The following is a 6,855-nucleotide window of genomic DNA, read 5'->3' on the forward strand; positions in this document are numbered from 1 at the left end:
GACCGGATCGCGCAGCAGGTGAAGGCATGGGTCGATCCTTCCGGGCCTGGCTTTCGCCTGCACAAGGATCGCCAGCGCCGGGCCGAAGCGGGCGACATCATGGTGCTGGTCCGCAAGCGCAAGGAACTGGCTGGGCTGATCGTGGCGCGGCTGCACGCCTTGGGCGTGCCCGTGGCCGGCGTGGACCGCTTGCGGCTGGGTGCGCCGCTGGCCGTGAAGGACCTGGTGGCCGCGCTGCGCTTTGCCGCGCAACCGCTGGACGATCTCAACCTGGCGAATCTCCTGGTCTCTCCGTTGATGGGGTGGAGCCAGGATATGCTGCTGGAGCATGGCTACCGCCCGCCTGGCCCACGCCGCGCGTTGTGGGCGCATCTGCGGGCCTCGCCCGATCCGCTCGTACGCGAGAGCGTGGCGCGGCTGTTCGGCCTGTTGGACCTGGCTGATTTCGAGCCGCCGCACGTGCTGTTGCAATGGCTGCTGTCCGGACCCTGGCAGGGGCGGCGCAAGCTGGTGGCGCGGCTGGGGGCGGAGGCCAACGATCCGATCGACGAACTGGTGAACGCGGCAATGGCCTACACCCTCACCGCCACCCCCAGCGTCGTGGGTTTCCTGGCGTGGTTCGATGCCGGCGATGGCGAGCTGAAGCGCGAGGCGGACAACGCCACCGGCCTTGTGCGGGTGATGACCGTCCACGGATCTAAGGGATTGCAGGCTCCGATCGTCATTCTGGCCGATGCCACCGGCAACCCGGATGAAAGCCGCGATCGCGGGCTGGACTTGCCCGATCCTTTCGATGCCGCCCGCTTGATCCCGCTGCCGCCGCTGCGCAAGGACGAGAAGATCGGCCGGATCGCCGCCGAGCTTGAGCGGGTAAAGATCGCCGAGATGCAGGAGCATTGGCGGCTGCTCTACGTGGCCATGACCCGGGCGGAGGAAGCCCTGTTCATCGGCGGCGCGCTGGGCCCCAAGGACAAGGGCCAGGCCGCGCCGAACAGCTGGTATGCGCGGCTGGAGGCGCTGTATCCCGCTGACGCTGCCGTGGCCGATCCGATCTGGGAGAGCCGCCGGGATTGGGGCACGCCGCCACAGCCTATGTCGTCGCAGACCCACGGCGAATTCCCGCAGCTGCCTTTGCCCGATCCGCTGCCGCCGCTGTTGCTGCGCCCCCCTCCGGCAGAGCCTTTGCCGCCACGTCCGCTCGCTCCGTCTGCTCTGGGGGAAGAGGCCGCGCCCGATCCGCCACTGCCACCCGGAGCGGCGCTGGACGCGGCTCGCCGGGGCAGCCTGATGCATCGCCTGCTCGAACGGCTCCCCGAGATCGCGGTCGATCGGCAGGAGGCCGCGGCGATGCAGTGGCTTGAGCGCAATGCGGCGGAGTTCAGCGGGGAGGACCGCCAGGACATGGTCCGCGCAACGCTGGGCATCGTGGCGGACCCGCAATGGGCGGCGCTGTTCGGCCTGGGCAGTCTGGCCGAAGTGCCGTTTTCCGCGACCGTCGGCGGGCAGGTGATTGCCGGAACCGTCGATCGTCTGCTGGTGGACGACAAGGCCATCCGCATCATCGACTACAAGACGGCGCGACGGCCCCCGCCTGCGTTGGATGACGTGCCCGTGGCGACCTTGCGACAAATGGCCGCCTATGCCGCCGCGCTGGCGGCGATCTATCCCGGGCGCACGGTGGAGGCGGCGGTGCTCTACACCGCTACGCCTCGCCTCATCGCCATTCCAGCAGACTGGCTCGAAAGCCACAAGCCGGCCTTGGCGACATCGGAGTAAAGGTTTAGCCGCGGCATCTTTGCCTCACGGCTGTTCGTTCCTAAATTGCTGCCCGACATTTCTACTGGAGAACATACAATGCCCACCGTTGCCGTGACCGACGACAGCTTCGAAGCCGACGTCCTGAAGTCCGACAAGCCCGTTCTGGTCGACTTCTGGGCGGAATGGTGCGGTCCGTGCAAGATGATTGGCCCGTCGCTGGAAGAGATCAGCGAGGAACTGGGCGACAAGGTGACGATCGCCAAGATGGACATCATGGCCAACACCGACGTTCCGGGCCGCATCGGCGTGCAGTCCATCCCGCTCATGGTTCTGTTCAAGGATGGCAAGCCGGTCGCCCAAAAGCTTGGCGCCGCACCCAAGAGCGCGCTGAAGGGCTGGCTGGAAAGCGAGCTTTAAGGTCCAAAAAGACACCCGTCCCCTCCGGTTACAAGGGGGCGGGTGTTCTTGATTGCATGCCGTGATTTAAGCCTGAACCCTGAACTTCTCCATTCCCACCATCGCGAGAGTGGCGAATTCAGGGGTGTTCTTCTACCTCGGTCAGCTTCCCGGCAGGTTCGCCAAGCGCCCAGCCAGTTCGTCCCACAAGGCGGGCGAGGCCGCGCCGATCATGCCACGCCGTTCCCACTCGTCCACGCGATAGGCGCTGCCGTCCGGCCGTGCGGCGCGACCGCCGGCCTCGTTGAGGAACAAGACACCGGCGGCATGATCCCAGGGCAAGGTGCGATTGAACACTGATACATCGTTGGTGCCCAGCACCAGCCGGGGATACTGCTCCGCCGCGCAACGCGGGATGTCCACCATGCGATAATGCGGCGCGATGTGTTCCAGTACCAGGGCTCGTTCGGCTGGCTCCAGATAGACGGTGGAAAGCGCCGCGACGGGCGGTTGTTCACCACTCGCCGCTGCATTCACGCGTTCACCGTCGATGAACGCGCCGCCACCTAATGCGGCATGGCAGAAGCGGCCCGTCAGGCAATCGAGTATCCAGCCACCGATCGCCTGCCCGCCATCGGCCAGTGCGACCAACACTCCGAACGGCGGCTTGCCGGCAGCAAAGTTGTTGGTGCCGTCCAGCGGATCGATGATCCAGCACAGGCCATCGCGCAGTCGCTCGAACACGGTGGCGTCGGCGAAGGTCGCTTCCTCTCCCACCACCTGCGCTTCGGGCAGCAGATCGGCGAGCATGCCGCTCAACAGCGTCTCGCTCTCGGTATCGGCGATGGTGACGACATCGTCCGCTGCCTTGCTGATGATCTGCCCCTCTGCCAGCGTGCGATAACGGGGCACGATCGCGGTTTGCGAGGCGTGGCGCATGATCGCCTCGACCTGGGCGGTGAAGGCTGGGGTGATATCGGGCTTGTTCATGTCAGCGTGATCGCCACTTGCTCGCGGAAGGCGGCTCGAATGCTCAGCCGCTGGTACCAGTCGGCGATCGCGGGAAACTCGGGGCGCTCGATCGGCAGATTGAACCAGGTGTAGGCATAGACGCCCATGGGAATATCGCCGATGCCGAAATTCGCGCCCGAAAGCCATGGCGTCTCGCCCAGATAGCGCTCCACGATGGCCAGCAGCGGGAGACAGTTGCCAACCGACGCAGCGATGCGGGCCGGGTCACGCTGATCCTCGGGCGTGCGCACCAGCTGCTTGAAGGCATCGCGCTGCGCGTCCGCATACGTGAACTGCCAGTCCAGCCAGCGGTCAGCGATGGCGCGCGTTGCAGCATCGGCGGGCCACCATCGGTCACCGCCGTACTCCGCCGCCAGATAGCGCAGGATCGCATTCGATTCCCACAGCGTCACCTTGCCGTCCTCGATCGTGGGGATCAGCGCGTTCGGGTTCTTCGCGAGATAATCCGCGTCCATTCCGAACGGACCGCCCACATCGATACGCTGGAAGTCCAAGCCGATCTCATCGGCCAGCCATGCGACTTTCTTGACGTTGTGCGAGTTAAGGCGGCCCCAGATCGTCAGCATCGCGTCAGCTCCGATAATCGGCGTTGATCGAGATGTAGCCATGCGTCAGGTCGCAAGTCCACACCTGGGCGCGCCCTTCGCCCAAGCCCAGATCGACCTCCACGGTCACGTCTTGCCCTTTGAGATGCGCGGCCACCGGGGCCTCGTCATAGTCGGCCAAAGGCAGCCCGTCTCGCGCGGCCCAGACGCCGCCGAAGCCTATCGAAAGCTTGTCTCGATCGGCAGGTTCGCCGGCCTTGCCCACAGCCATGACGACGCGGCCCCAGTTGGCATCCTCACCCGCGATGGCGGTCTTCACCAATGGCGAGTTGGCGATGGCCAAGCCGACGCGGTGCGCGCTCTCATCCGACACCGCGCCTGAAACCGTGACGGCGATGAACTTGCTAGCGCCTTCGCCATCGCGCACGACAAGATGGGCGAGCTGGCGGCACACGTCATGCACCGCGGCGGCGAAGGCATCGGCACCCGCATCGTCGAAGCTGGAGAGCGGCGCATTGCCCGCTTGCCCGGTCGCAAAGGCCAGCACGGTATCGCTAGTTGAGGTGTCGCTATCGACCGTGATGCACGAGAATGTGCGCGTGTTCGCGTCGGAGAGGCACGTCTGAAGGAAGCCCGGCGTCACGGCGGCGTCGGTGAACAGATAGCCCAGCATCGTCGCCATGTCTGGCGCGATCATTCCCGAACCCTTGATGATGGCGCTGATCGTCACTTTCACGCCACCGATCATCGCCGTCGCCGTGGCGCCCTTGGGGAACGTGTCGGTGGTGGAGATGGTGCGCGCGGCATCCTCCCAGCTGCAGGACGGCGCGGCCAGCGCGTTCACCACGCCTTCGCGCGCCTTGTCCTTGGGCAGGGGCACTCCGATCACACCGGTCGACGAGACGAAGACCTGCTCCTTTGCGCAGCCGAGATGATCGGCCACTTGCGCCATGATCTGCTCCACCGCCTCGCGCCCGCGATACCCTGTGAAGGCGTTGGAATTGCCCGCGTTGACGATCAAGGCGCGCGCTTGCCCTTGGACGATGTTCTGGCGGCCAAGCTCCACTTCGCTGGAGCAGCAGACGTTGCGCGTGAAGACGCCCGCAACCGTGGTGCCTTCCGCCAGCTCGACATAGGTCAGGTCGCAGCGGCCCCAGTTCTTGTATCCGGCGCGGGCGATGCGCGGGGTGACGCCAGCGATGGCGGGCAGATCGGGGAAGGGGGTGGCGAGCGGGGAGATGGCGTCTGACATGGCAGCGCTCTTAGTCGCTGGCGCGGATCAGGTATAGCCGGGTCGGCCGCTGGAATTTGCAGGGGAAGGGGCGGCGCGCGATGGTTGCCGCTTGGATCGCGTGAACCCTTTCGCGATGTGGCTGTTTGCCAACGCCATCGCGGCCACCAGCGTCAGGCCGATCGCCGCCACGGGAGCCAGGGACGGGGGCAACACACCTTTTACGGCTAGCGTGTTCGCCCCATCCATCAACGGGACATGCAGCGCGTAGAGCGGCCAGGATGCGGCACCGGCCCGGCGCATCGCCGGGCGCAGGCCTTCGGGTGGATCGGTAGCGATGGCGATCATCAGAACCGGCCCGAAGGCCAGCAGAACCGCCATGTCCAGCAACCCGTTCGGGGCAGGTGCACGTCCTGGTCCGATCAGCAAAACGGCCAGCAAGGCAAGCGGCAACCACCATGGCGCGCGTATCCGAGCGATGATCGCGGGGGCCAGGCGCGCGATGACGCAGCCCAGCGTATAGGCATAGCCGATCCGCAGGATGCCCAACTGCCACCCCGGATACATCGGCCCGAAGGTCATCTCCCCCTTCATCCCGGCGATCGCGGACAGCATCAGCCAGGCCGAGGCGGATAGCAGCAGCAGCATCCGCGTCGGCAGTCGCCGCAGCACCAGTGCATGGGCGACATTGGCGATCAGCTCCAGCAGCAGCGACCATTGCGGGCCATTGAGCGGAAAGATCGGGCTGCGCACCACCATCGACGGCAGCAGGAGCAGGGCGAGCGTGAAGGAAAGGGCCAGCGCCTGCGAGTCGACGCCGCGCATCCAGGCGGTGCCAAGGCCGATCACCGATCCCAGCGCCATCATCGGCCAAAGTCGCCCGATCCTGGCGACGATGAAGCGGGTGGCGGCGCTACCGTCGCGTTGCTTGCCCTCGACACTGGCGGTCAGGACGAAGCCACTGAGCATGAAGAAGAAATCCACCGCCAGCTCGGTATGGCGGAACAGCGGCAGCCAGCCGAAGATCACGTCGACGTGGAACAGCAGGACCAGCAAAGCGGCCAGCGCGCGCATGGTGTCCAGCAGCGGCAGTCGGGCAGGAAAGGCGCGTGGATCGCAGGTCACCGCTTCGTGTTAGCGGCGACACCTTGCGTTTTCGATAAGCGACGCCGCCGGCCTGGCAGCGTCGCTTATGGCGTCACTTGATCGGGCAATCGGGGGCAAGGCGCATGTCGAGGTAGTTGTCGACCGAGCGCATCATGTCGGGCATCTCGTTCTCGAAGAAGTGGTTGGCCCGCGGGATCTCATCGTGATGGATGGTGATGTGCTTTTGCGTGCGCAGCTTGTCGACCAGCTTCTGCACTGCATTGGGCGTCGCCACCGTGTCAGCCGTTCCTTGCACGATGATGCCAGAGGCCGGGCAAGGCGCCAGGAAGCTGAAATCGTACATGTTGGCCGGCGGGGCGACCGAGATAAAGCCGCGAATCTCCGGCCGGCGCATCAGCAACTGCATGCCGATCAGCGCGCCGAAGCTGAATCCTGCGATCCATGTGGTGGACGCTTCGGGATGGATCGACTGCACCCAATCGAGCGCGGCGGCCGCGTCGGACAGTTCGCCGATGCCGTTGTCAAAGCTGCCCTGGCTGCGGCCCACGCCGCGAAAGTTGAAGCGGAGGGTGGCGAAGCCGCGGTTGACGAACGTCTTGTAGAGGTGCTGGGTGATGCGGTCGTTCATGGTCCCGCCCGCTTGCGGATGGGGATGCAGGATCATCGCCACCGGTGCGCGGGGACGGGTGGCGGGCTGGAAACGACCTTCGAGCCGGCCTTCGGGACCAGGAAAAATGACTGCGGGCATTGCTGTGTATGGACCTGACTTTGCATGTCACCCGCCAA

7 protein-coding genes are annotated in these 6,855 nt (G+C 65.7%); 2 read left to right on the forward strand and 5 right to left on the reverse strand.

Annotated elements, in window-relative coordinates:
- Positions 1–1,776 (forward strand): PD-(D/E)XK nuclease family protein (locus tag ACHWRX_RS01290; RefSeq protein WP_394657800.1); only part of this gene is annotated, 1,776 nt, incomplete at its 5' end.
- Positions 1,777–1,854: 78 nt separating this feature from the next.
- On the forward strand, positions 1,855–2,175 hold the full coding sequence (trxA, locus tag ACHWRX_RS01295; RefSeq protein WP_058737986.1) for a thioredoxin: 321 nt from the start codon (positions 1,855–1,857) through the stop codon (positions 2,173–2,175).
- Positions 2,176–2,316: 141 nt separating this feature from the next.
- On the opposite strand, the gene ACHWRX_RS01300 is transcribed toward trxA, so the two are convergent.
- The 5 genes from ACHWRX_RS01300 to ACHWRX_RS01320 all read right to left on the reverse strand — a co-directional run bounded on the left by ACHWRX_RS01300 (position 2,317) and on the right by ACHWRX_RS01320 (position 6,817).
- Positions 2,317–3,144: an inositol monophosphatase family protein gene (locus ACHWRX_RS01300; RefSeq protein ID WP_394657801.1), complete on the reverse strand. Its 828-nt coding sequence runs from the start codon at positions 3,142–3,144 to the stop codon at positions 2,317–2,319.
- A complete protein-coding gene (locus tag ACHWRX_RS01305; protein WP_394657802.1) occupies positions 3,141–3,752 on the reverse strand; it encodes a glutathione S-transferase family protein in 612 nt (203 codons plus the stop codon). The genes ACHWRX_RS01300 and ACHWRX_RS01305 overlap by 4 nt, the downstream gene beginning before the upstream one ends.
- A gap of 4 nt (positions 3,753–3,756) precedes the next feature.
- Positions 3,757–4,983: a bifunctional glutamate N-acetyltransferase/amino-acid acetyltransferase ArgJ gene (gene argJ / locus ACHWRX_RS01310; RefSeq protein WP_394657803.1), complete on the reverse strand. Its 1,227-nt coding sequence runs from the start codon at positions 4,981–4,983 to the stop codon at positions 3,757–3,759.
- Between the two features lie 27 nt (positions 4,984–5,010).
- Entirely contained in the window at positions 5,011–6,087 is a 1,077-nt protein-coding gene (locus ACHWRX_RS01315) for an acyltransferase family protein (RefSeq protein ID WP_394657804.1), read from the reverse strand.
- Between the two features lie 73 nt (positions 6,088–6,160).
- Positions 6,161–6,817, reverse strand: coding sequence for an alpha/beta hydrolase (locus tag ACHWRX_RS01320; protein ID WP_058737981.1), 657 nt, complete (start codon positions 6,815–6,817; stop codon positions 6,161–6,163).
- Between the last annotated feature and the right edge of the window lie 38 nt (positions 6,818–6,855).

The sequence above is a fragment of the uncultured Novosphingobium sp. genome (assembly GCF_964277725.1).
GTDB lineage: Bacteria > Pseudomonadota > Alphaproteobacteria > Sphingomonadales > Sphingomonadaceae > Novosphingobium > Novosphingobium fluoreni.

What these genes read in the sequence shown, in the direction of transcription:
- trxA (WP_058737986.1), top strand. Translation starts at nt 1,855, where the DNA reads ATGCCCACCGTTGCCGTGACCGACGACAGCTTCGAAGCCGACGTCCTG.
- ACHWRX_RS01320 (WP_058737981.1), bottom strand. Translation starts at nt 6,817, where the DNA reads ATGCCCGCAGTCATTTTTCCTGGTCCCGAAGGCCGGCTCGAAGGTCGT.
- ACHWRX_RS01305 (WP_394657802.1), bottom strand. Translation starts at nt 3,752, where the DNA reads ATGCTGACGATCTGGGGCCGCCTTAACTCGCACAACGTCAAGAAAGTC.
- ACHWRX_RS01300 (WP_394657801.1), bottom strand. Translation starts at nt 3,144, where the DNA reads ATGAACAAGCCCGATATCACCCCAGCCTTCACCGCCCAGGTCGAGGCG.
- argJ (WP_394657803.1), bottom strand. Translation starts at nt 4,983, where the DNA reads ATGTCAGACGCCATCTCCCCGCTCGCCACCCCCTTCCCCGATCTGCCC.